Source organism: Vibrio sp. Y29_XK_CS5 (assembly GCF_024181835.1).
In the GTDB taxonomy this organism is placed as follows: Bacteria; Pseudomonadota; Gammaproteobacteria; order Enterobacterales; family Vibrionaceae; genus Vibrio; species Vibrio harveyi.
On sequence record NZ_JAMZAM010000007.1, the window covers coordinates 1 to 23,469 of the forward strand.

General features: G+C 45.3%; 23 protein-coding genes and 1 tRNA gene. 7 read left to right on the plus strand and 17 right to left on the minus strand.

Annotated features, from left to right (window positions below; translation table 11 throughout):
- Positions 1-559 precede the first annotated feature (559 nt).
- The 14 genes from NL647_RS22495 to NL647_RS22560 form a co-directional block, all read right to left on the minus strand.
- A complete protein-coding gene (locus NL647_RS22495) occupies positions 560-1,714 on the minus strand; it encodes a flagellin (protein ID WP_005449185.1) in 1,155 nt (384 codons plus the stop codon).
- 491 nt (positions 1,715-2,205) lie between these two features.
- Complete coding sequence (gene flgL, locus NL647_RS22500; protein WP_005449187.1) at positions 2,206-3,396, minus strand: flagellar hook-associated protein FlgL; 1,191 nt, start codon at positions 3,394-3,396, stop codon at positions 2,206-2,208.
- Positions 3,397-3,409: 13 nt separating this feature from the next.
- A complete protein-coding gene (gene flgK, locus NL647_RS22505; protein WP_187992462.1) occupies positions 3,410-5,323 on the minus strand; it encodes a flagellar hook-associated protein FlgK in 1,914 nt (637 codons plus the stop codon).
- 167 nt (positions 5,324-5,490) lie between these two features.
- The gene (gene flgJ, locus NL647_RS22510) at positions 5,491-6,417 is read right to left on the minus strand and encodes a flagellar assembly peptidoglycan hydrolase FlgJ (RefSeq protein ID WP_187992463.1); all 927 of its coding nucleotides are present in this window, start codon (positions 6,415-6,417) and stop codon (positions 5,491-5,493) included.
- An 18-nt stretch (positions 6,418-6,435) separates the two neighbouring features.
- Positions 6,436-7,527: a flagellar basal body P-ring protein FlgI gene (locus NL647_RS22515; protein ID WP_253650692.1), complete on the minus strand. Its 1,092-nt coding sequence runs from the start codon at positions 7,525-7,527 to the stop codon at positions 6,436-6,438.
- A 44-nt stretch (positions 7,528-7,571) separates the two neighbouring features.
- Complete coding sequence (gene flgH / locus NL647_RS22520; RefSeq protein WP_005449195.1) at positions 7,572-8,351, minus strand: flagellar basal body L-ring protein FlgH; 780 nt, start codon at positions 8,349-8,351, stop codon at positions 7,572-7,574.
- Positions 8,352-8,380: 29 nt separating this feature from the next.
- Positions 8,381-9,169 carry a flagellar basal-body rod protein FlgG gene (gene flgG / locus NL647_RS22525; protein WP_005449197.1) on the minus strand — a complete coding sequence of 263 codons (789 nt, stop codon included), beginning with the start codon at positions 9,167-9,169 and terminating at the stop codon, positions 8,381-8,383.
- An 18-nt stretch (positions 9,170-9,187) separates the two neighbouring features.
- Positions 9,188-9,937, minus strand: coding sequence for a flagellar basal body rod protein FlgF (locus NL647_RS22530; RefSeq protein ID WP_005449199.1), 750 nt, complete (start codon positions 9,935-9,937; stop codon positions 9,188-9,190).
- Positions 9,938-10,255: 318 nt separating this feature from the next.
- Positions 10,256-11,569: a flagellar hook protein FlgE gene (gene flgE, locus NL647_RS22535; RefSeq protein ID WP_005449201.1), complete on the minus strand. Its 1,314-nt coding sequence runs from the start codon at positions 11,567-11,569 to the stop codon at positions 10,256-10,258.
- 31 nt (positions 11,570-11,600) lie between these two features.
- On the minus strand, positions 11,601-12,308 hold the full coding sequence (gene flgD / locus NL647_RS22540; protein ID WP_005449203.1) for a flagellar hook assembly protein FlgD: 708 nt from the start codon (positions 12,306-12,308) through the stop codon (positions 11,601-11,603).
- A 17-nt stretch (positions 12,309-12,325) separates the two neighbouring features.
- Positions 12,326-12,739, minus strand: a complete 414-nt coding sequence (flgC, locus tag NL647_RS22545) for a flagellar basal body rod protein FlgC (RefSeq protein ID WP_005393132.1) — start codon at positions 12,737-12,739, stop codon at positions 12,326-12,328.
- Between the two features lie 5 nt (positions 12,740-12,744).
- Complete coding sequence (gene flgB, locus NL647_RS22550) at positions 12,745-13,140, minus strand: flagellar basal body rod protein FlgB (RefSeq protein ID WP_005449205.1); 396 nt, start codon at positions 13,138-13,140, stop codon at positions 12,745-12,747.
- 346 nt (positions 13,141-13,486) lie between these two features.
- A complete protein-coding gene (locus NL647_RS22555; RefSeq protein ID WP_009696835.1) occupies positions 13,487-14,314 on the minus strand; it encodes a protein-glutamate O-methyltransferase in 828 nt (275 codons plus the stop codon).
- An 11-nt stretch (positions 14,315-14,325) separates the two neighbouring features.
- Positions 14,326-15,252, minus strand: coding sequence for a chemotaxis protein CheV (locus NL647_RS22560; protein ID WP_005449208.1), 927 nt, complete (start codon positions 15,250-15,252; stop codon positions 14,326-14,328).
- A gap of 76 nt (positions 15,253-15,328) precedes the next feature.
- Between NL647_RS22560 and flgA the strand changes: the two genes are divergently transcribed.
- The 3 genes from flgA to NL647_RS22575 all read left to right on the plus strand — a co-directional run bounded on the left by flgA (position 15,329) and on the right by NL647_RS22575 (position 16,957).
- Entirely contained in the window at positions 15,329-16,075 is a 747-nt protein-coding gene (gene flgA / locus NL647_RS22565; protein ID WP_061065661.1) for a flagellar basal body P-ring formation chaperone FlgA, read from the plus strand.
- 115 nt (positions 16,076-16,190) lie between these two features.
- Complete coding sequence (gene flgM / locus NL647_RS22570) at positions 16,191-16,505, plus strand: flagellar biosynthesis anti-sigma factor FlgM (protein WP_005425628.1); 315 nt, start codon at positions 16,191-16,193, stop codon at positions 16,503-16,505.
- Between the two features lie 26 nt (positions 16,506-16,531).
- On the plus strand, positions 16,532-16,957 hold the full coding sequence (locus tag NL647_RS22575) for a flagella synthesis protein FlgN (protein WP_005449212.1): 426 nt from the start codon (positions 16,532-16,534) through the stop codon (positions 16,955-16,957).
- Between the two features lie 153 nt (positions 16,958-17,110).
- Here NL647_RS22575 and flgP read toward each other — a convergent pair whose 3' ends face one another.
- Positions 17,111-17,542 (minus strand): flagellar assembly lipoprotein FlgP, encoded by a 432-nt coding sequence (gene flgP / locus NL647_RS22580; RefSeq protein WP_005449214.1) that lies wholly within the window; start codon positions 17,540-17,542, stop codon positions 17,111-17,113.
- A gap of 9 nt (positions 17,543-17,551) precedes the next feature.
- On the minus strand, positions 17,552-18,190 hold the full coding sequence (locus NL647_RS22585) for a FlgO family outer membrane protein (RefSeq protein WP_005449216.1): 639 nt from the start codon (positions 18,188-18,190) through the stop codon (positions 17,552-17,554).
- Between the two features lie 171 nt (positions 18,191-18,361).
- Here NL647_RS22585 and NL647_RS22590 point away from each other — a divergent pair, with 171 nt between their 5' ends.
- The 4 genes from NL647_RS22590 to NL647_RS22605 all read left to right on the plus strand — a co-directional run bounded on the left by NL647_RS22590 (position 18,362) and on the right by NL647_RS22605 (position 21,516).
- The gene (locus NL647_RS22590; RefSeq protein ID WP_017188417.1) at positions 18,362-19,495 is read left to right on the plus strand and encodes a flagellar assembly protein FlgT; all 1,134 of its coding nucleotides are present in this window, start codon (positions 18,362-18,364) and stop codon (positions 19,493-19,495) included.
- Positions 19,496-19,563: 68 nt separating this feature from the next.
- Positions 19,564-19,640: transfer RNA gene (locus tag NL647_RS22595), tRNA-Arg, on the plus strand.
- Positions 19,641-20,098: 458 nt separating this feature from the next.
- Positions 20,099-20,329: a hypothetical protein gene (locus tag NL647_RS22600; protein ID WP_038898465.1), complete on the plus strand. Its 231-nt coding sequence runs from the start codon at positions 20,099-20,101 to the stop codon at positions 20,327-20,329.
- A gap of 680 nt (positions 20,330-21,009) precedes the next feature.
- On the plus strand, positions 21,010-21,516 hold the full coding sequence (locus tag NL647_RS22605; RefSeq protein ID WP_005449220.1) for a hypothetical protein: 507 nt from the start codon (positions 21,010-21,012) through the stop codon (positions 21,514-21,516).
- Between the two features lie 430 nt (positions 21,517-21,946).
- Here the strand turns inward: NL647_RS22605 and NL647_RS22610 are convergent, their stop codons facing one another.
- Positions 21,947-22,906, minus strand: a complete 960-nt coding sequence (locus tag NL647_RS22610) for an OmpA family protein (RefSeq protein WP_005449221.1) — start codon at positions 22,904-22,906, stop codon at positions 21,947-21,949.
- Between the last annotated feature and the right edge of the window lie 563 nt (positions 22,907-23,469).

Below are 23,469 nucleotides of genomic sequence, written 5' to 3' on the forward strand. Positions count from 1 at the left end.
GAGCGGTCATCGCTGATACGTTAGTGTTTACATTCACTGCCATGGTGATTTCTCCAATTGATTTTCCGATGTAGCGGTTTCCGACGTCTCGGAAAACCAAGTAGTTCTCTCAAAGTTACTTCTATTAACGACTCGGATTTCAGAAGCTTTAGGAAAAAATAAAAAAAAGTGAATTAGCGAGATTTGGCTAGAAAAATTGGAGAAAAGTAGAAAAAAGCGCTCAAGTTTCTTAGATTCACGCCGAGCGGAATGTTTTGTACATAAAACAACCAAAAGCGAATAAAAGCAGTCAGTTAGAGCGGTATCAGTAAGGAGGTTTGCTGGAAGATAGAAAAGAAAAAGCCCCTTTTCCTTTGAGAGAACCGGGGCTAGGTTGGTAGCCAGAGCCTATGTGGAGATCAAGAGAAATGAACACATATCCGACACACCGGGTGCAACCTTACATTGAAAATGATTGGCAGGTGAGAGATGAGAGAGCCGCACATTCTATTATAAAGTTGCTTGCCAAAAGCCTGCATTCCCATCCACGTCTGAATGTATTGAGTACAGGCTAGGTAAACTACTGCAATAGTGACATCGCAGAGTTTGGCAATTGTTTCGCTTGAGCAAGAATCGAAGTACCTGCTTGTTGCAAAATTTGCGCTTTGGTCATTTGCGTTGTTTCTTTCGCAAAGTCCGTATCTTTAATTCGGCTGTTAGACGCATCGACGTTTTCTTGGATGTTTGCCAAGTTGTTGATGCTGTGGCTTAGACGGTTTTGCTTCGCACCTAGGTCTGCACGTTGTGAATCAACATACTTAAGTGCTGAATCCAATACTGAAATCGCGTTTTGAGAACCTTGCACGGTTGTCATATCGATGTCTTGTACTGATGTACGTACTGGCTCGTCACTTAAACCCAAATCAGAAGCTAGACCACCAGAGATTGAAATCTCACCTTGAACGTTCGGGTGCGCTACAAATACTTGCAGCTTGCCGTCTTCACTCACCGATGCGTTAATCATATCAGATTGACCGTTGATGTACGTTGCCAACTCTTCAATATCATCGCCTGCTTTCGCATTGATGCTGATTTCTAGATCATCTGGGTTGCCATCTTCATCTTCACCCATACCTGGTAGTGTGATTTTTAGATCTGCTTTAGCAGGATCAACACCCCAGTCTTTGTCTTTGCCATTCTCAGAGAAGAAAGTCACACCGCCCATACGTTGGTCATCCGCACGGATGCTTGTTAGGGCCATGATCATTGCTTCACCAGAGCTTGAACCAATTTGGAATGCTGCTTCACCAAACGAACCGTTCAATAGACGACGACCACCAAATGATGTCGTTTCTGCGATACGGTTTAGTTCATCCGTCAACGCTGATGACTCTTCGTTGATCGCCTGACGCTCAGCCGGAGAGTTAGTACCGTTTGAAGATTGGATCGCCAAGTCACGCATACGTTGCATTACTGACGTCGCTTCGTTCATCGCACCTTCCGCCGTTTGGGCAATCGAGATACCGTCGTTTGCGTTACGCATTGCCACATCTAGACCACGAGACTGAGCCGTTAGACGGTTAGAGATCTGTAGACCTGCTGCGTCGTCTTTTGCACTGTTAATCTTGTGACCAGATGAAAGACGTTCCATCGAAGTATTAAGTTCGTTGGTCGCCTTGTTTAAATAACGCTGCGCGGTCATCGCGGAGACGTTAGTACTAACTGTTACAGCCATTTTGCTCTCCTTTTGAGTTCGCAAGCTTTTGCGAAGCGGCCAGCTTTACTCTCATTTGGATAAGCACTGACCGTAAAAATTACTTGCTAAATCTGCCTATATGGCAGGGTTTAGAATCTCGTAAGTCTGTTCTGACAACATCAATACAATTTGTGTGCCAACTTGAGTTTAATAACTCACTCTTTTAAAAACGAGCAAATAAACAACAAGTTAGTTCAGCAATGAAAGGGCGTATTCGCCTTTTCCTTCTGCTGAGTTACGTTATCAGCCAGTTGTTGATCTATTGCCGCTTGATTTGCCGCGAACCTCATTGCCGCTTTCGGTAAAATCGTGCCGCTTGGCTCGCATTACTCGGCATTTTCCGTTGATTTCTCGCGCTTAAGGCTTTGCACATAAGGCATTAAAATTACGGATTAAAGGCGTTACTCTTCCATTCAGATGCTATGGGCATCTCGCTAGGTTTCAGCAGCGCTAGATCGAATTAAGTGTCGCTAAATATAGTTAAATAGCGTTAGGTCTTTGGTTTTACCAAAAGCCTGTTGCGAGGCTTGCAGTGCACGTGAGTTCTCGCTGAACTCGATGACCGCCTTGGAATAATCCAAATCCTCAAAATTGCTCTTCGCTTTCGCCAGAGACAAATTAAAATCTTCGTGGTTTTGCTCTTGAATATCGAGCGTGCTCAACTTAGCACCCAAATCGGTTCTTACTTTGTTCATGTGAACAAATGCCGCTTGGAATTCTTCTGTCATTTGATGCAGCTTCGCGGTCGCCGAAGCGTCTGATACTGAGCTCTCCGACCATTGCATGGTTTCTCTAAACGCATCAAAAATACTAAAGGTTTGGCGTGGCTCTAACGTAATGCTGTCGCCAGCCGATACTTGACCTTTAAGCTGAATATTCACGCCTTCGTATTTGATGCCATCAACAGGTGAATAATCATCAACCTGCACGATGCTGCCATCTTTTTCTAACTGATAACCAAACTTGCCGTTACTCATATCCACAAAGGTCACTTTGTAGTTTGAGTTATCTTCTGACGCACTCGTTGCTTGACCAAGCAACAACTCAGAGCCTTCTTGTAAATCGTATTGTGGTTCGAAATCACCAAACGGATTCGGGATCTCTGAAAACAAGTGGTTACCCGGGTAGTTGATGCCTAGCTCAATATTGCTCGCAATCTTCATCTTGCGTTGGTAATCATCGCCGGTGTACACAACGCTGCCATCGTTATCTCTAAAAAACGGCTGAGTTTTCGGCTTAGTACCGGCAAAAACGTAGTTACCTGATTCATCTTGAGTGTTCACTAGCGCCAAGAAGTTATTGGCAATCTCTTCAAGCTCGCGCTTTTTCGCGGCACGGTCTTCTGGAGAGTAAGCACCGTTGATCATTTCCATCGAAATACGCTTCGATTCATCGGTGAACTCCTCAGCATTGGCAATCACGACCTCTTGGTTTTCTAGTCGGTTACGAACCAGAACGATTGCATCAAGGTACTGCTTTAGCTGTTCTTCTTGTTGACCAATACTCTGTATATAGTGCGTCGCCAACGGGTTATCGCTCGGCTTGGTCAACTGCTTACCAGAAGCAAGTTGCTCCTGATTGTGGTGAACTTTGTTTTCCTGACGGCGCAAATCGTTTTGCACCGACTGGTAGTTATGGAAGCTGGAAATTCGAGTTAACATCTACGGCCTCCTGTTATCGCAATTGCAAGATGGTGTTGAAGGTGTCATTTGCCGCCTGCATCACACGAGAAGAGGCCATATACGCCTGTTGGAACTTCATCATGTTTGCCGCTTCTTCATCGAGGTTTACCCCCGAGATCGACGCCACTCGCTCTTGCGCTGCTTCACTTTCTAATTGAGCAACATCGGCTAAGCGACTTGCAGTGGATGTCTTCAAGCCCACATCTGTGTTCAAGTTGTAGTAAAGACTAACCAGAGTCGACTCATTGCCGTTCATCTTCTTGTCGGTTTGAATGTTCAGCATCTTACGTAAGTTGCCGTTATCACCTTCAGAAGGCACAAGGTTAGCCGTAAACTTATCGTTAGGTAGTGCACCACTCGTGAGCTCAAATACCGTCGCGCCACCGTTTTTATAACCAGGATGGTTACTTGGTAGGCTTACCGACACAGGTCCAGTTGGTGGGTATGGCTGCGGAGCCATAAGCACATTGCCTTTGGTGTCCGTAACAGCAAATTGATCGCCGGTAGGAGAAACCACTACCTCAAACTCTCGTAGGTCACCTGCGTCAACGATTTCAAACTTCGCGTTGCCTTGAGCGAATGTGGTTGACGCTTCATAGCTTTGCGCTGCAATGGCTTTTGGATCGTTGGTTTCAACTTTTATTTGTGCCGCACTGCTGCGCGTTGGGCGAAGTAAAATGTGCTCACCGACTTTAGGTTCATTGCGCACTTCCACTCGCATACCATCAAGATAGAACGCATTCCCTGAATCGGTGTTCAGCTTAACGGTTTCACCATTCGGCTTCGTCACACTGTAGCTGTCGCCATCGTAACGAAGCGAATACTCACCGCCTTTCAGCGCACTAATGTCGTTGATGTATACCGCCATATCAGCCGTAGATTGAGGTCCGGCTATCACACGAGATTTCGCTAACGGCTCTGAGTTCACATCGGTAAACAAAGGGTCACCGACATTGCCGTAGTGGTCCAAACCTTGTGATTGCAAGTGGTTCACTTCACTTGAAAAAGCAACCGATAGGCGACCAAGTTCATCCATCACTTGAGGGATGTGCTCGTCGCGCATTTTCAATAGAGCCCCAATTTTGCCGTCAATATCGTCCGATTTGATCGCTTTAATGCCGCCACCTTCAACCATAGCAAGACGACGTTCATGGACGTCAGGAAAGCCATCAATCATCTTCAGCTGGCTAGCTTCCGTGCCTGAAACAAGCGTATGTCCGTTACCAATATGCACATTGAAACCTTCAGCGTTTTTTCGCGGGGTCACGGTAACTTTGGTGTATTCAGACAGCTCTTTAATCAGCTTTTCATGTTGGTCCATCAAATCGTTATGAGGACCTGGGGTTCGCATCATCAATCGATGAACATCGCGGATCTCAACGGCAAGTTGGTTCACGCGTTCAATGCCCATATCCAGTGACTTATTCGTCACATCGGATTGCTGACGTACGGTTTCGTGGAATTCGTTTAAGGTATCGCTAAGCAGTTTGGCTTTTTCCAACACGACTTTACGCGCCCCCATGTCATTGGGAGTGTCCGCCATGGTTTTCACAGCATCAAACCATTCGTTCATGTTCTCTGGGATCTTTTTCGATGCCACAGAAGACAACATGCCAGACAGCAAATCGAGGTTCTTTTCGTTATCTAGCTTATTGGCGTAGTTGGTGGTGGACAAATTAAGCTCTTTAACGGCAAATTCATCCCATGAGCGGCGAACATTTTCCACATGCACGCCCATGCCGTAGGTAGAGCCGCCAAATTGGCGTGGGTCATTGGTGCCTTGGATAACAGACTGACGGCTGTAACCCTCTGTATTAGCATTAGAAATGTTATGACCAGTCGTATTCAACTGTCGCTGAGCAGTAAGCACACTTTGTGTACCCACATTCAACAGATCTGACGCCATACATGCCCCCAAAAACGAAATAAAATCGGTATTGACCGATCACCTAGTTAGCATTTAGCAAAAGATGTGCCAGTTTAGAAAAGAAAGAGAAACCTAGGAAAAAAGAAAGGCTTGCACCATAGCAAGCCTTATCAAGAAGTGTCTTAAGCATTCAAAATCGTTATGAATTACATGCTCTCGATTTTCTGCTTCACCTGCAGTACTTTGTCTGCGTAATTTGGATCGGTTGCGTAACCTGCACTATGGATACCACGAATAAATGATTCCGAATCACCTTTCTGTTGAAGAGCGGTTTCGTAGCGCGGATTTTCATTCAAGAAACGCACATAATCATTAAAGCTGTCTTGGTAGTTAGAGTAAGAGCGGAATGCTGCAGTCTCTTTCACTGGCGTATTGTCATGGAATTCCAAGGTTTGAGTCGTTACCTTATCGCCCTGCCAGCTTCTGTCCGCTTTGATGTTGAATAAGTTGTTGCTGCTACCACGCGCATTCTTCACCACCTTTTGCCCCCAGCCTGTTTCTAGCGCGGCTTGAGCAAGCAGTAATGACGGCTCGACACCCAGTGCTTTTGCTGCGCGATCAGCGTAAGGCTTCATCGAGTTAACGAAGGATTCTGGTGTATCAAAACGTGACGGCTCTGAACCAGGACGAGACAGCTGACCCGATTCAATCAAGCGCTGCTCAATCTCGCGCGCTTTTTTAGGGTCTATACGACGATATTCCACAGCATTGTTTGCCGCATCGCGCATTGCTGTTTCACTCTTGTCATCGCCCTGGCCTACCGTCAACTGCTTAACAATCATGTCAGCTAGCCCCATTGAACCTGAAGCACTCAGTTCACTTGCCATTTGTTCATCAAGCATTTGGCGGTAGAACTTTTCGTTCTGACTATTCATGAAGTTCGATTCGAAGCCTTCATTCGCCTCACGCATTGATTTCAGCATCATCGACGTAAAGATAGATTCAAACTGACGAGCGGCCGCACGCAGTGCTTCATGCTCGCCGTCTTTGCCTTCTTTTACGGCTTTCTGACGCAGCGTATCAAGGGAGCTGATGTCGTGAATAAAGCCGATATCGTTAGGATTGTTCACCATGGTTTGCCTCCTAATCGATTAGATGATGATCAACTGGCCTTCAATGGCACCAGCTTGTTTTAATGCTTGCAGAATCGCCATTAAATCAGAAGGTGCTGCACCAACTTCATTAACCGCACGAACGAGATCATCCAGTGTCAAACCCGGTTCAAACTTGAACATCTTGCCTTTTTCTTCACTCACTTCGATATCAGAATCCGGCACGACAACCGTTTGACCACCAGAGAAGCTGTTCGGCTGACTAACGTTAAGGTTTTCTTTGATTGCGACTGTCATACCACCATGCGTTACGGCCGCTGGTTTAAGACGGACATGCTTACCGACCACGATAGTGCCAGTGCGAGAGTTAACAATGATCTTTGCTGCGCCATCTGCCGGGTCAAACTCTAGGTTCTCAATTGCCGATAGGAATGCAACGCGTTGGCTGATGTCTCGTGGAGCACGAACACGCACAGACGTGGCATCGACAGCACTTGCCATCTGAGGACCAAGGAAGTTGTTTACCGCATCAGCCATACGCTGCGCAGTCGTGAAATCAGAATCCAGTAGGTTAAATGTGATGTAGTCGCCACGCCCAAATGGGTTTGGGATTTCACGCTCTACTGTTGCACCGCTAGAGATAAGACCGACCGTCGGGTTGTTACCAACGATTTTTGAGCCGTCGGCACCTTCTGCACTGAAACCACTGACAACAAGATTACCTTGAGCAACGGCATAAACTTGTCCATCTAGACCTTTTAGGAAAGTTTGTAACAAGGTACCGCCACGTAAACTTTTCGCGCTACCGATTGAAGAAACCGTCACGTCAACTTGCTGACCCGGTTTCGAAAACGCAGGTAGTTCAGCCGTTACCATTACTGCGGCAACGTTTTTGATCTTTGGCTTTGTGCCCGGCGGCATCTGAATGCCGAAGTTTTGCAGCATTGCCGCGAAGCTTTGTTCTGTAAACGGATTGGATTCACCCGTTCCTGGTAAGCCCGAAACCAAGCCATAACCCACGAGTTGGTTACTACGCACACCAGCCACCTGCGCGACGTCTTTGATACGTGCAGCATGGGCTGTGGTTGCGAACAGTGCAACGCTCATCAGTGCTAATAGGATTCTTTTCATGCTTACTTAATCTCTTGCAGTCAAATTGCCGTCAATGCGGCGTTTTATAGGGCTACATTAAAGAATCGTGCCAAGAAACCAGGCTCTTGCATATCTTGTGGTAGACCCGTGCCAGAGTATTGAATTCTTGCGTTAGATACGCGATTTGACGCAATAGTATTGTCGAAGTTGATGTCATCAGGACGAATTGTGCCGCTCAGGCGAATGTACTCGTCACCCGTGTTTAGCGTCATCCACTTTTCGCCACGGATCACTAGGTTGCCGTTTGCCAGCACCTCAATCACTTCCACCGTAATGTAACCGCTGATGCTGTTACTCTGTTTCGCCGAAGAATCGCCAGCAAACGTGTTGGTGTTGTTCAAATCGTAAGAGAAGTTGTACTTACCGCCCACTTGCAGCTCTTGACCACCCACCGACAGCGGTTCCATCTTCGCGTCGTTGGTTTTCGATAGATCCGCATTTGCACTCTTAGTCGCACGAGTCGTCTCATCGAGTGTCACGGTAATGATGTCACCAATGCCACGAGGTTTAGAGTCATCGTACAGGTCAGTAATGTGTTCTGCGCTAAACAAAGAGCCCGTTGCCGCCGCGTAATGCTCTGGCTTTTGCTTAGGATGAATCGGGGCCCATGCCGGATCGCCTGCTACTGGATCGCTTCTGCCACGCAGAGTATCAATGATGCCGCTACTCTCGTCTTTCGACTTATCGCCTTCAACCGCATCAACCACTGTTGTTGCTTGGCTGACTTCATCTGTTTCGATAGGCTCTAGCATCGTACAGCCAGACATCGTAGCGATAAGTGCAAGTAGACAAATACGTTTCATCATTGGCTCCTAAATCCCGATTCTAGCGATTAAAGCTGCTGGTTAACGAAGCTCATCATCTTGTCGACAGATGAGATCACTTTTGAGTTCATTTCATACACACGCTGCGCTTCGATCATGTTGACCAACTCTTCAGTCACGTTCACGTTTGATGCTTCAAGCATGGATTGACGAATTTCGCCCAAACCATCAAGACCTGGGACACCTTCTTGTGGGTCACCGCTTGCGCCTGTTGGTAGGTAAAGGTTTTGACCGATTGGCTCTAGACCACCAGGGTTTACGAAATCGGTAATGGTTAACTGACCAACAACAACGTTGTTTTGCTCACCACGGATACGTACAGAGACTTCACCGTCAGTACCGACAGTAATCGAGATAGCATCTTCAGGAATCACGATCTCTGGCTCAACTGGGTAACCGGAGCCAGAGGTCACTAGCGTACCTTCGCCGTTTAGCGTGAACTGACCGTTACGAGTGTAACCAATGTTGCCGTCTGGCAGTGTCACTTGGAAAAAGCCATCACCCTCTACCATCATATCGAGAGCGTTAGTTGTAGTTTGCGCGTTACCGTGCGTGTGCACTTTTTGTGTCGCAACCACTTTAGAGCCGGCACCCAGCATCAAACCACTTGGCAGTTCAGTGTTTTGAGACGATTGACCGCCAGGCTGGTTAATGTTTTGGTAGAAAAGATCTTCGAATACCGCGCGGCTTTTTTTGTAGCCCACGGTAGAGGCGTTCGCCAAGTTGTTCGAAATCGTTGCGATGTTGGTCTGCTGGGCATCTAGACCCGTTTTACTTACCCATAGTGCTGGATGCATTGTGAACCTCTAACTCTGTTAACTCATACGAAGCAATGAATCTGAAGATTTATCCATCTCTTCAGCGGTGCTCATCATCTTGACTTGCATTTCAAACTGACGCTGAAGGTCAATCAGAGCAGTCATTTCACCCACGGCATTTACGTTACTACCTTCAATTGCACCAGTTTGGATGCTGATAGTGCCGTCTGCTTCGTAAGGCTGGTTTGGAGTTTTATGGCGGAATAAGCCATTGGTATCTTTAAACAAGCTTTGATCGTCTGTGCGTACAAGCTTAATACGATCAACCACTTCTAATTCTTCGGCCGGCGCACCTTGAGGCAGTACAGAGATGGTGCCATCACGACCGATTTCGATTTTGGAGACTGGAATGGGCAACGTAATTGGCGCGTCGTTTTCGCCTAGTACCACATGACCACTAGCGTTTGTCAGCAAGCCATTTTGATCAACTTTTAGGTTACCGTTACGCGTCAAACCTTCTTTACCAGTTTGGTCCATAACCGCAATCCAACCGCTGCCTTCCACTGTAATATCAAGATCGCGACCTGTAGTGATCACACTACCTTGCGCAAAGTTGTGCCCTGGACGTTCCGTCATGCTGAATACACGTGAAGGTAAACCTTCACCATAAGCTTGCATAGAACGAGCTTGTGCCAAGTCAGCACGGAAACCCGTTGTACTCACGTTTGCCAAGTTGTTGGCACGCAATTGCAGGGCCTGCATATTTTGCTTGGCGCCGCTCATTGCGAGAAACAGTGCGCGATCCATAAATTACTCCAAAAATTCTCTGTACGAAGGAGTAAAAGCAATAGTTATGCCAACATTAAAATAATGTTATTAATCAAAAGCTTGAATATGAAATGTAGTCTTTAAGATGGCAATTCAATGAGAATCAACCAAAAGAGAGGCAATGTTTTGATCCGCTTAGCGGCAATAGCGGCAAGCTGGAGATCAAAGCATGCCCAACCTGAATTGAGGTAATTTCAGGTTGAGCATCAGATGAATGTCATGATGTTATCAAACGAAGCGGCAAGCGCACGCAGCGTTTGATTAAACAGATTACCTAGTGAGCTATCAACTAGCGCTCTAGCGAATCTGCAGGATATTTTGTTGTAGCTGGTTATGTACTTCTAGCGCACGAGAGTTCGCTTGGAAGTTACGCTGAGCAGAGATCAGATCCACCAGCTCCTGAGTCATATCAATGTTTGATTGCTCTAGCATACCGTTGTTAATAGTACCGAAAGAGCCCTTGTTAGATTCACCCCAGATCTTGTCACCAGAGAACTGTGTTGAATCCCATTGAGTACCGCCTTTTTTATCCAAACCTTGCTCGTTAGGAACACGAACCAGCGCTACACGACCCAATGTTACGTTTTCACCGTTTGAGTAAGTACCCAACACGCTACCGTTCTCATCAAAGTCGACTTTGGTTAGGAAGCCTGTTGTCGCACCATCTTCATCGAACTTAGTTAGCTCAAATGGAGCGGCAAACTGTGTTGCTGAACCTAGACCAAAGTTAAGTGTTTGCGCAATGTCCGCACCGTTCAGATCAAGTGGTGTCGTGTTTGTCGCAGGATCGCCCAACGCTACCGATGTGATTGGCTGACCATTGTTTAGGCTCGCCAATGTACCGTCGTTGTTGAACTTCATTGTGTGACCAACATGACCCGTTGGCGTTGCCGCATCACCGTTTGCGATGTTCAATGGCTTCTCACCGCCTTTATCTGTCACGGTGTAGTAGGTTTGCCACGTGTTCGGTTGAGTTTGGTCTTTCAAGTAGTACGTTGTTAACTTGTAAGACTGACCCATTGAGTCATAAATCGTCGAAGACGTAGAGCGGTTATATGTATCCGGGTCAGAAAAATCAAACTGAGTTGGATCTTTCAAATCACCGTTAGCAGGTAAGTTCACACCCACTTCAATGTTCGCTGTTTGCTTTGGCTTACCAAATTCTGCAGGAATATTGATTGGTTGTGGCTCGTAAGATGAAACCTCACCAGACTCTGGGTTTACTTGGTAACCAAGTAGGAACTCATCGTTCGCTGTTACCATGTAGTTGTCTTTGTTCAAATGGAATGCACCGTTACGTGTCATTTCATTTTGCTGTGGGATAAGACGATCTTTCGCTACCGCGAAGAAGCCCGTACCCGATACACGCAAATCCATTGGGTTATTGGTGTAAATGCTTGAACCTTCGTGGAACTGTTGCGCCACTTGGTTCGCTTGTGCACCGCCACCCGGAGTGGTTTTTGCGTTAGTGAACAAAGAGTTTGAGTACACATCGCTGAATTCCGCACGAGACTCTTTAAAGCCGTACGTGTTGGCGTTCGCAATGTTGTTACTGGTGGTGTTCAAATCCAGTTGAGCGGAGGACAAACCGCTTAAAGATACATATGACATTCCAAAATCTCCTAACCTGACGTGCTATTGATTACGCTTTGCCAACTTCCAAAACTTCTGCAAGTCGAACTGGCGATTCAAAGCCTGCCAGATTGAGTAATACGTTACCGTCACCCTTGCCTAGCAACACACTGTTCACGTTCGCGTAAGTAGATACTGGGAACTCTTGAGACTCCCCTTCTACCAAGCCAGACGCTTTCACATTGTATTTGCCAGCAGGCATCGGATTACCGTTTTCATCATTACCGTCCCAAAGTACACGAGTATCACCGGCTGGTTTCGCACCTACCTCAAAAGTACGCACCAGTTGGCCCGCTTCGTTTTCTACTCGGACAAATAAGTTGTCGATCGGTTGTGCTAGCTTAACCATTGCCGCCATTGCCGCATTGTCTTGCTTCACACCCGCCGCACCTGGGACCAATACGTCACGACCAACCAAAGAGGAAGCTTGTAACGCTTGGTTTGATGTCATTGACGAGTTTAAGCTCTCGAACTGAGAGTTCATCTTGCCAATACCATCTACGGTCGCAAATGACGCCATTTGCGCAATCATCTGGTCATTACTTACCGGCTTAAAAGGGTCCTGTTGAGACAATTGCTTAGTGAGCAAAGATAGGAAGTCTTCCTGTTTCAGGTCCTGCTTACCTGTACTCTCTTCAGTCTTCTTGTTCTCTTGTAGGCTTTTAAGCTGGTCGATATAGGACAAGCCGCTTTGACCAACGTTGTTAATTCCGGCCATACGCTACCCCCTTATCCTTATTGACCCATCTGCAGCGTACGCAGCAGCATTTGTTTACTAGAATCAGCTACTTGCACATTAGTTTGGTATGCGCGAGAAGCTGAAATCATGTTTGCCATTTCTTCCATTACATTCACGTTAGGCTTGTAGATGTAGCCTTCCTCGTTTGCAAGGGGATGGTCAGGGTTGTACTCCGCACTAAGCGGTTTATCGCTTTCTACAATACCCATCACTTTCACTGGCACAGTATCACCGCCACGCATGGCGTTACTTAACTCAGCACCAAACACAGCATGACGAGCCTTATAAGTGTCTTTCGCAGAACTGCTGACACTGTCGGCATTCGCCAAGTTGCTTGAGGTAGTATTCAGACGAACGGACTCAGCGCTCATTGCGGAACCTGTCACATTGAAAACGTTAAATAAGCTCATCTAAATTATTCCCCTTTGATTGCTTTGGTTAAGTTCTTGAATTTGCTGCCTAGAAAGTCGAGTGATGCTTGGTGTCTAATTTGGTTTTGCATAAACAAGTTACGCTCTAAATCCAAATCAACCGTGTTGCCATCGCCCGTATCTGGTTGCGTAGGTAGACGATATAGCTTGTCCCCGACCAACGTTGTAGTGGCAGGAATGTGCCGACCATCTGTGCGGCTAAGACCAATGCTTGCCCCAGATGTTGCCGCCTGCAATTCCTTGGCAAAGTCTAAACCTCTTGCTTTATAACCAGGCGTGTTTGCTTGCGCGATGTTGGTGGAAATCACCTCCGCGTTGCGCTCACGTACGCCCACCGTGTACTGGTGGATGCCTAGTGCGTTGTCAAAAGATATAGCCATGTTTGCCTCTACATTAAGAACTGACCGTAATTAATAACTAAAAAGCAATTAGCGTGCCAAAAATAGAACATGCCATTTTGCCGCTTCAGTTATCGACGTAGTGGTTTGCAATAAGCAAGCCAATGTTATTGATGGAGTGTCATACGAATCGAGTAATGAGCTCGACTCTTTAAAAAATATACACCCTATGGTCGGGAGCAGGCAAAAATGGCGTGAGCTTTTAGGACAAGGGCGCGAAAAAGCGATGTAAGAATAAGAGACGTGAAAAAAGACAAGGAAAAAGAAAATCGAATAAAAAAGAAAAGCCTGACACAAGGTCAGGCTTTAGAATGGGTTAAAGAGTCCGCTATTTTAACTTGTAAATAATGCCAGGGTTGCAGCGCACCATTTCAAATCGGTCAGTCAAACCTGTTAGCGATTCTGACGCACCAAGCAATAAGTAACCACCGGGGTTAAGGCTGTTTGCCATTTGGTTTAGTACTTTAGACTTCATCTCTGGCGAGAAGTAAATCAGTACATTGCGACAGAAGATGATGTCGAATTTGCCCATAAGTGCATAACTGTCCATCAAGTTCTGAGGACGGAAGTTCACTAGGCGTTTTACGTTGTCTTTCACTTTCATGCGACCGTCTCCCGCATCTTCAAAGAAGGTGCGGCGACGCTCAGGAGAAAGACCACGTCCCAATGCTAGGTTGTCGTACAAACCCGCACGACACATATCCAACATGCTCGATGAGATGTCCGTAGCCGTAATCGATACGTTCGGAAGCAGTCCTGGTTTACGTTGTTGTGTTTCCAGAACAGTCATCGCCATTGAGTAAGGTTCTTGACCTGACGAGCTGGCTGCAGACCAAATTTTGATTGGTCGTTTGTTTGCCGCCATCTCCGGCAATAGTTTATCAGCTAATACCGTGAACGGATAAGTATCTCGGAACCACAATGTTTCGTTAGTCGTCATTGCATCAACAGCAGCAATACGCAGCTCACGATTGCGACCTGTCACGACATCACGCAGCAGATCCGACAAAGAAGCAAGCTTGAACTTAGTCACAAGCGGGCTCAGTCGACTGCGCACTAGGTACTGTTTGCTGTCACCTAATACGATGCCACATTGTGATTCTAGAAAACGGCTAAAGTCACGATACTCTTGATCACTGATTGTAATAGCAGTCATTAATGTCTCTTTTATTGTGTTAAAGCAGATTTAACCGCGTTACCCAATTCGTCTGGGTTAAATTTCGCAATGAAGGTGTTCGCACCTACACGCTCAACCATGGCTTGGTTGAAGACGCCACTCAATGAGGAGTGAAGGATAACATAAAGGTTCTTCAAATCTGCATTTCTGCGAATTTCAGCTGTTAAGGTATAGCCGTCCATCTCTGGCATCTCGATATCCGAAATCACCAAGGAGATCTGATCGTAGATACTACCCTCTTGTGCCATTTCGATCAGCTTATTGTACGCTTCTTTACCATCTTTCACAGAGACAACTTCAAATCCGATAGAAGTAATTGCTCGTTCAACCTGTTTACGCGCAACCGTAGAGTCATCCGCAATCAAAATACGACGTACGATTGGCTTTTCTTGTTCTGCGACTGCAATTTCTTCACCGATGGTTGAATCCATGGTTTCATCTACTGGTGCGATCTCAGCCAAGATCTTCTCAACGTCCAGAATTTCAACTAGCTCGTTGTCGATGTTAGTGACTGCCGTTAGGTAGTGTGCTTTACCTGCGCCATCTGGCGGCGGCAAAATCGCTTCCCAGTGCATGTTAATGATACGCTCAACAGAAGATACCAAGAACGCCTGGATTGTTCGGTTGAACTCAGCGATCACAACAAAACACTTGTCGATATCAGTCGTCGGACGACCACCAATAGCCAAGCTTAAATCGATCACTGACACGGTATGGCCACGGATATGAGCGACACCTTTAACCAGCGGGTGTAGATTTGGCATCGAAGTCAGCTTAGGGCACTGAAGTACTTCTTTTACTTTGAATACGTTAATGCCGTAGCGCTGTCGACCCATCAATCGGAAAGTAAGTAGCTCCAATCGGTTTTGGCCGACGAGTTGCGTACGCTGATTCACCGAGTCAAGAATCCCCGTCATATGCTCATCTCCATCTCAAACTTTTTGTTTTTAAATGATACTCTACCACTGGCAGGCATAATACCAGAGAAACAGTATGGCGTATCATAATATGAATTCGACACCATTTACTATGACAATATGTAGAGCGTTATTTACAAAGTACGCTAAGTTTATCGGCATTTTGCTCAGTATGTTTAGCTTTTTTGTTCATTCAGCAACGGAAAGTCAAATTGAGCAAATCAGAACCGCCGCTGAACAGCACATTCTTAGCACGGTAGAGCAGCCAGCGGGAGGGAAATTAACAGTCAATGCGGCAAATATTGATCCACGTATCAAAGCCACGGATTGCCCAGAGCCACTGGAAACGTCTGCATCATCAACCAGTAGCACACGTAGCAACATCAACGTCTTAGTCGAATGTCTGGCTGACAACTGGAAAGTTTATGTCCCAGTTAGGATCTCAGCGTCAGTGCCAATGATCGTTTCTACCCGCCAATTGGGTCGCGGCGAGATCATTAGCGCTTCAGATGTCACCACATCAATGATCGAGCTTCAGCGTTTTCGCAAAGATGGCTTTACTAGCTTTGAGCAAGTAGTTGGCGCAAAGTTAAAACGCAATGTTCGCTTGGGTGACGTGGTCGAACGTAACGATGTGTGCGTAGTTTGCCGAAATGAAAAAGTGACGATTCGAGCCGTAAAAGGCGGCATGACCATCACCACACAGGGTACGGCATTACAAGATGGATCATCTGGTGATCAAGTAAGAGTGAAAAATGATAAGTCCCAACGTATAATAGAAGGAATTGTGACAGGTATTGCGGAAATCACCATCACCTTCTAAGGTAGGCTGGTGTACGGCAAATCGATCAATAAAAATGCAAAAAATCTCTAAAGTTATTTTGCGCTTGGTCGATAGTCTGGATACCAGTATTACGATACGAGTTTAAGGTTGAGATATGGCAGGTATAGATAATATACGTTCAGGTCAGATGATGACGACGACAAGTCGCGCTCCTGCACGTACTGATTCTAGTGCGACCAGCACAACAGAATCAAAGAAAGCGCCAGCACAACAAGACGCGGTATCATTAAGCCAACAAGGCAAAGCAGTCAGCAAACTCCAAAAGGATATGGCAGCTTCTCCGGCTTATGACAGCGCGAAAGTGGCGGCAATTAAAGAAGCAATTGCAAACGGTTCATACAAAGTTGACCCAGAAAAGCTGGCTGACAATATGATTAAGTTTGAAAATGAATTGCAAGGCAAAAGCTAACTGACTTAGGCCCAAGGTAAGTATTCATGGCAGCATTAGTCGATCTTGTAAACTTCCAACTAGAAAATGCAAAAGCACTTTCTGGTGTGTTACGTCAAGAAACACAGGCGATCAGCGCTCGTGTGTCTACTGAGATCGAAAAACTCGCCAAGGAAAAGATGACACTCATTGGTCAACTAAGAACCACCGACCAGCGAATCGCCTCTCACCCGCACGTCAATCAACTTACCGAAGATGAAAACCTGAGTCAGGTTGTCGCTCAAATCCAATCTATCGTTCTCGATTGTCAGCAAGTAAACCAAATGAATGGTGAATCGCTCAATCGTGCCCAATCGAGTTTCAATAAACTCAACAACATGCTTCAACGCACGCATGGAAAGGTCGGCATGACTTACAACTCCGGCGGTAAAACTCACACCATCTCCACACTAGGCACCAACATCAAAGCCTAGCTCTTTTCTTCTGTCCCTCAGTCTATTTAAACTGCCGTCTAATACAGCAAGCTTATTAGCTTCACTCATTCCCAAAAAGTATCACGCATAAAAAAGCGACCAATTGTTGCCAATCAGCCGCTCAAAAAGATCATCTGTTTAGTGAAGATTGAATTAGAACAAGGTCTGCTGACGCTTCTCAGGCACCTGCTGCACTTCACCGTAGTCGCGCAATTTATCCATCTTACGGATATCCAAACGCAACTCTGTCACATAGCTGTCTTCAACTAAGTAACTACGTACCACTTCTGCACCACGAATCACACCGTCTACAGCACCGCTTGTGCTTTCAATGCCTAAACGTTGGTCTTCCAACTGCGCACGACCACTTACACGCATGCCATATACTTGCTCGGCAAGTTCGCGGTACGCATCGATCTTAGATGCACGCATTGCACGAACGCGCTTCTCTTCCATTGTGCGACCGGTTTGCTCACTAACGCTTGCATAACCCACCGCCACTAAAATTTCGTCTTGACGCATCTGCTGCAGAGGCTGACAACCCACCAGCACTAAGGTCGCGATAATAAATAATAACTTCTTCATGTCTGTTTCCTACGGGCGGAGAATCACTGTGTATGGCTGACGGATAGTTGGGTCAGAACGAATTAACACACCATCTTGAGTACGGATGCTATTAAGCGTATCCAGATCACGACCGATACGGTCCGCAGGTAAGAAGCCTTGCGCCGTAGCAACAACAATGCGGCTCTGCATACCGACAATGCGTGCGTTGACGAGGACACCGCCTTCTTGACGTAGCATTGTGCCCGTCAATACGTACTGGATCTCTTGCTCTTGTGCCAGATCTTGCCAATCTCGGCTCAGAGCGAAATCACCCTGTTGGGTTACTTGGATTGAACCTGTCGTTTTAAAGTCGACAACTTTAAAACCGCGACGTTGGAACTGGTGGATAAACCCTTCCGATACTGAGTTACCCAACCAATTGGTTGAATCCATGTTTTGCAGGTCGACAAAAGAAGTAATCGCAACGGGCGTACGTGACGACACTGCAACGTTTGAAACCATCAACTCTTCAGTCATGCTTTCAATAAAGAAATCCATCGTATGGCGTGGACTGTCCATTAACATGAACTGACTGCCAGAGTACGGTTCTTTACCATTATAAATTGGTGAGTATGCGCACGATGTTAAAAGCGTCATCATCGATGCGGCAACAAGCCATCTTTTCATGGTTTGATTCTCCAGATAATCTTAGGTGTTACTGCTCTTTACTGACTTCATTTCTATAAAGTGCAATCTTGGAACAGTCTTTGCTTTTCTTCTGTTTGTCGAACGAAAGAAAGCTCACCAAACTTCACTGAAATTGGTAAAGCAATATTTATACCCGAACGGTTACAAACAATGAAAAAAATATTTTTTAGCCTTATATCAATCACTTTCATATTGATCCTACCATTTCGTGCGGTGGCATCTTGGTATGAAGTGACAGGCGTTGCCACGATCGTTTCTTCAGATGAAGCGGCAAGGCTACATGCGTTAGAGGACGCACTCTTTAAAGCCGTCAACTTTTCGGGTGCGGATATCGGTAGCATCAGTAACTTGATGCCACTGCTAGAAGAAAGCCGTAAAGAGTACCAATTCACGAACCATGAAGTACGTTACATCTTGGTAGAATCTGAACGTAAACGTGGCGGCAAGATGGAAATGAGGATCCGAGTGGACATCTATCCGTCGGCAACGGGTTGCCACGTGAATCAATACAAGAAGACGGTATTAGTCGGCAATATTGATGTTGCCTCTCCGCAGCAAGCGGTGATGGGACAGATCTACAACGTGGGCAATGATTTTAGTCACGTCGTCAACCGCCAGTTAGATCAAACATCGCGCAGCTTTGTTTCTGTCGGCACCACAGACTATTCGATCTCAGCGAAGTCACCAGAACGCACCCAGATGATTGCTCAAGATAATGGCGCTCAGTACATCATCGGTGGTGTGATTACAGACTTAACGGCAACCATTGATGCCAAACTACTCCAAGATGATGTGATCAACCGTCAGTTTGCACTAGAGATGAAAGTCTTTGATGGCAAAACAGGTCACGAGGTCTACCACAAAAACTATCGTGAAGTGGCACACTGGCCTTTTGCAAAAACCAGTCAAGTAGATACTCGTAGCGCACGTTTCTGGGCATCGACTTACGGTGAGATGATGCTGCGTGTGAGCCGCAATATCATGCTAGACCTAGAATCAGAGCTGTCTTGTAAGATCACGCTTCCTGAAGTCGTTGCAGTATTTGGCAATACCGTAACCATGGATCTTGGTCGTATGCACGGCGTAAAAGAAGGCGACCAGCTACAACTTTGGCACACGGCGTCGTTCATCGATCAAAATGGCTTGCCGCGTAACAAGGTGTCTCAGAGTGAAATTACCCTAACGGTTTCTCGTGTTTACGAACACGAAGCGGAGCTCACGATTGACCAGCCAAACCTTGCGTCTAGCGTGCAAATTGGCGACGTAATGAACAAGATGTTGTAGATGCACATATAAAGCATTGCCATATGCCTACTTTTGAATATCATAGGCAACGCATCTTATTTGATTACGCCCCCATGGCACAGCTGGATAGCGCAGTCCCCTCCTAAGGGACAGGTCGTAGGTTCGAATCCTACTGGGGGCGCCACATAGATCAACGCCTTAGCTATAACTTTAGCTAAGGCGTTTTTGTTTGTATCCACAAAATGGCTACACCTTCCGACTCTTAATCAAACTTTCTAACTGAGTTAACAACTAGTCTTACAAAATTTCTCTTGTTTGAAAAACGAGCAAATCAAGCCCCCCCGAACAGTGAGAACTAACATGTTGTTTAAAAATGACTACTCGACAGGAAGTATCATCCAAGTAACTGAACAAAAAAAGTCCCTCAAATATTCTTTAGCAAGTCGTGACTCTATACCCAACTATCCACAAAAAACGATTTGGTTGGCAATTAAAAAATTAGAGCAGAACACAAATGAACCTTTGTATCCATGCAGATGTAATACTGACACTAAAGCGTTGATTTAAATGAATTTTTTAGGTTGACAGGTAAGAAAAAAGATATATTGTGTAACTGAAAATAAAACGGAGGAGTAGTTTCTTATGCACGTAAACTTTTACTTTGAAGGTACTGATGTTTCATTTGAAGAACTTATCGGTTCCCCTGACTTTGATATTGAAATGGTAAATATCCCATCTGTTGGTGATCGCTTGATGTATGGCAATAAGATTTGTTTGGTTCTTGAACGTTGGTGGACAATTTTTCAAGAGAATACATCTGAAAAAGCGCTGCGAGAATGTGAGATTTTAATCAAACTAGAAAGAGAGATATAACGATGCACAATACATGTCTTAGCTGTCTGTCAATGACCACCCCGCGCTGTACTCAAAATAACGAATGGTATGTTCCTTATCTAAAAATGGGCGAAAGCGAAAAGCGAGTAATCGTAACGACTGCCGTACTGAAATTGATCGAAACTGCTATATCCCCACAAGGTGACAGTAGCTCACAGCTTCAAGAACACTTGGCAAGATTAGATTCATATGTTGAATCAGTTTTAAAAAGCCTAGAAAAATAACCATGCCTGATAAATCCCGACATAACAAAGATAGAGCCCACTTGTTTAATGCGGGCTCTTCTTCATTACTTTGATTGATTCTCTAGTCTAGTAAGCCGCTCATCCATTTTCTCCATCATCAATCGCAGCCACTTCAAATCAGTGTTAAACGTAACGTCTACGTCGACTGAGCCATCCGACTCCATAACTCTTCACCACTTCTAAGGTTATCAGGATAACGATTGTATGATGACGCCTTGCCTTTATCGACTACTCTTAGCAGACAAACTTTTTGCCGGCTTTGAGGGAGTGCCTAACTCAAGAATTCTGTCTTGATTTAGATGTATCAGAAAAGATTCAATACTCATGCTATTTACAGTTTTGTATTTTATTACTTTAATTATCTATGAGTTTTGCTTACCCTTTTAGCTATTAACAAAACTATTAGTTAGCACTATGTCTAAGAGCAATTTAATTACAAACACTGGACACCGCTTCATCTCGAAGGGCAAAACGGCCTTCAAGATTCATATCCACACACCGGATGACACGGTTTTACACCGCTCCGTAGGTTTCGTTCGCATTGGAGAAAAGAAAGGGCTTAAAAAGGCTATCAAGCTGCGTAACGAGCTTGGACGGGAGATGTGGGGTAAATTTTGGCGTCGTCTGCTGAAAGACCCTTATTTAATGACCAGACTGCCGCATAGCGTCGAACCAAAGATTGTCCATAAGCCTAACCCTACCCTGGAGGATCCTGATAATAGAGACACCTGCTACATTGCGAAATGGCGTGAGTTTAACGATGCTGGCGAGTACAAATATAAAACGGTCGTGCGCTCTATTAACAAGTACGGCAAACTGGCCGCCTATATGCAAACAAAGAAAGCGTTGCTGGATGCACACAAAGATAACCTGGAAATCCTGACGTTTATGGGGCGTCTCAACAGCATTGACCTCAAGTGACCTTTATTCCTTCCTTTCATTGAGTGTTCTTCGCTGATAAACAGATATACCCAAGTAACCTCGAGATGCAGGGTTCAGCGAGAATGACTTGTTTTGTAGACGCGGCGACGATTTAAAGGTCTAGTGGACCTAAATCAAGAATCGACAACAAAGTATACAAGCCAAGGTTCTTGCTATTTGCAAAGAGTCCCCTTTGGGAGTGTGTCATTGACTCGCTTTTTTATTAAACCAATGGCTGCGTCAAACAACTTGGAATGAGCAGGTACGCTACGTTGTTTTCCTTGCTTGCTTTCGGTAAATAGGGAATCAATGACAACGCTCTGAATCCGGAATCTTAAAATCACTTGGGTATATAAAAAAACCCCAAAAGAGCGAACTCTTTGGGGCTTTTCGTATCTAGCTTTCTAACGGTTAGTGTTAGATTTCGCGATTATTGTTGAACTTGGTATTCAAACTCAGGAACAACGATTTCTACGCGACGGTTTTGCTCACGACCTTCACGAGTGTCGTTTGAAGCGATTGGGTTGTTTTCACCTTCACCACGAGCGTGAATGCGAGAAGCATCGATACCTTTCTCTACAAGAGCATTTGCTACAGATTCAGCACGCTTCTCAGAAACTTTTAGGTTGTATGCCGCTGGACCAGAAGTATCTGTGTAGCCAATTACATCAACGTTTGCTTGTGGGTACTCGTTTAAGAACGCTACTAGGTCGTCTAGTTTTGCTGCGCTCGCAGGTTTAAGCGTTGTGCTGTTTAGCGCAAAGCTACCTGTACCGATTGTTTGAGTTTCGAAAGTTTTCGTTACAACAACTGGTGCAACAACTTCTTCTACTACTACTTCTTCAACTACTGGCTCTTCTTCAACAACCACTTCGTCTTGACCGCCAAACTTGAATGACACACCTAGAGTTGCTGTGTTACCCATTGCTTTTACTGAATCGTTGTTGATGTCAGTGATTGTTTGGTATTCCGCACGTGCTGTTACGTTTTGGCTAACGTTGAACTCAAGACCAGCCGCACCTAGGTAAGAGTAATCGTCTTTACCGTCGTTCATCATTAGGTATGCGCCACCAACTTTACCGTAAAGAGCGATGTCTTCAGTGATTGGTAGGCTGAATTTAGGAGCAAGAGTGATTGCTTCTACGTGACCGCCGAAAGAAGTTTGGTCAAAATCACCAAGGTTGTCGAAGCCTGCTTCTACTGAGAAGTAGTCATTCATTTCGTAACCAACAAAAGCACCTAGAGTAGAGCCATCTTTGTCACAAGCTTGACCAGCTACACAAGCGTCTTCCATCCAAGACTTACCCATCTTACCGCCCACGTACACTTCTGCGTGTGCTGCTGAAGCCATAAGTAAAGAAGCTGAAATTACCGCTGCTAGTTTTTTCATTATTGATTCCTCTAAAAGAAGTTCTCTTGTTCGTAACGAAATGCGCCGCCTGACTGACGTTGTATTTCAATTCTTTTATTCAAATCCTTTGATTTTGATACCGAAGTAACTTCCGCAATTTTGCATAAAAGTTACTTGGGTATGGATCCTGACCAGTGATGCATATTGCTGCTTCACTGACGGCGAGCACTATAACTCCAAGAAATCCCAAGACAAATCCCAAAACTGTCAATTTAATGTCATCGAAAAGCATGACTTTATGTGATCTAGAGCACTCAAATACGAGTAATAGCAATGACGCAAACGTTTGCGTGTCATTTCAAAATAAAATAAGTAAAGCAAATTAACTTCTCATTAATGAGACGATATTTAAGGAACTTTATGGATTTTGGTGCTAAGTCAGAGAGATATTTTGTATTAAAAGGTCAAAAAAACATTCGTCGAGGATATATTTGGATAAGTAAAACTTATTAACCTTTCGAACTATTGTTGGGAAAACATACAGATTTCGACGTCATTTATGTTGAGTTAAGATGTTTTCTTAACGTCAGGCACAAAAAAGC